This is a genomic window from Reyranella sp. (assembly GCF_036558665.1).
GTDB lineage: Bacteria > Pseudomonadota > Alphaproteobacteria > Reyranellales > Reyranellaceae > Reyranella.
In genome coordinates, this window is the sequence record NZ_DATBFE010000003.1 from 1 (window position 1) to 1,565 (window position 1,565).

The following is a 1,565-nucleotide window of genomic DNA, read 5'->3' on the forward strand; positions in this document are numbered from 1 at the left end:
CTGTGGCGCAATCTCGGTGTCACGCTCTATCGGGCGCTGGCCGGCTTCTTTATCGCCTCAACCATCGGCATCCTGCTTGGCGCAGCGATGTCGCGGCTGCGGGTGGTGCGCTGGTTTTTCGATCCGATCATCTCGGTCGGCTTTCCCATGCCGAAGATTGCCTTTCTGCCGGTCATCATCCTGTGGCTCGGTGTCTATGACGTGTCGAAAATCTCCGTCGTGGTGTTCGATGCGACCTTTCCGGTCGTCACCGCGACCTTAGCCGGCATCGCCGCGGTCGAGAAAGAGCTGTTGTGGTCCGCCCGTAACATGGGGGCCAGCGAACGGCAGCTGATGTGGCAGATCGTGCTGCCGGCGGCCTCGCCGCAAATTCTCACCGGCCTTCAGGTGGCGCTGCCGATTGCGCTGATCGTCGAGATCATCGCCGAGATGGTAATGGGCGGCTATGGGCTGGGCGGCGCCATGATGAGCGCCTCGCGCTTTGCCAACTCGCCCGGCGTGTTCGCCGGCATCGTCGAGATCGCAGTCGTCGGTTTTCTCCTGATCCGCGCCATGGCGGTGCTGCGCCGGCGACTGCTGAGCTGGCACCAGGAAGCGGCGGAGCCGAGCGGGGCCTGATCGCATTCACCTATTCGACCGATTGACCGCGAACGACGCTTGCCTCGCCTCGGCGTTTGCGGCCACAATCCTGAAAACAGCCGCGCCCATGCTGGCGCGAAGGAACAGCCTTCCAGGGAGGACGGACCATGCGGGCAAAGTTCGCGCTGTTGAGCGGCGTTCTGCTGGCATTCGGTATCGCGGGCGCGCAGGCGGAGCCGGTGAAAATCCGCGTCGCCTGGGTCGCGCCGGTCGCCAATTGGGTCTCTATGTGGCTCGACAAGAAGGATTTGGCCAAGCATGTCGGCCAGTCCTACGTGTTCGAGCCGGTGCATTTTGCCGGCACGCCGCCGATGGTGACCGCGGTCGCCAACAACGAGGTGGAAGTCGGCGATCTCGCGTTTTCGACGCTGCCGATCGCCATCAAGAATGCCGGCCTCGACGACATCCGCGTTATCGCCGACGACTTTCAGGATGGGGTCGAGGGTTACTGGACCATCCGCTACACCGTGCTCAAGGACGGCCCGATCAAGCGGATTGAAGATCTCAAGGGTAAAATCGTCGCCACCAATGCCGAGGGCAGCGCCGTCGATATCGCCATGAAGGCGATGCTGCATAAGCACGGTCTCGAGAACAAGCGCGACTACACCGTCATCGAGGCGCCGTTCCCGGCCATGAAGGCGATGCTGGCTGAGCACAAGGTCGACCTGATCCCGGGCATCCTGCCGTTCGTGCTCGACCCGGAACTACAGAAGATCAGCGCCACCCTGTTCACGGCCAAGGACGCCATCGGCAAATCCGAGTTCGTCAGCTTCCAGGCGCGCACCCCGTTCATCAACGCGCATCGTGCGGCATTGGTCGACTGGCTGGAGGATACGTTGCGCATCCAGCACTGGTTCGCCGACCCGAAGAACAATACCGAAGTGGCGCAGATCGCCGGCAAGCTGGTCAAGCAGCCGCCGGAACGG

At 62.9% G+C, this 1,565-nt stretch carries 2 protein-coding genes; both read left to right on the plus strand.

Annotation, left to right across the window (positions count from 1 at the left end; genetic code table 11):
- Nucleotides 1-618: ABC transporter permease (locus VH499_RS00535; RefSeq protein ID WP_332050719.1), on the plus strand; the 618-nt coding region annotated here is incomplete at its 5' end.
- Nucleotides 619-746: 128 nt separating this feature from the next.
- The coding region (locus VH499_RS00540) for an ABC transporter substrate-binding protein (protein WP_332050720.1) at nt 747-1,565 on the plus strand (819 nt) is incomplete at its 3' end.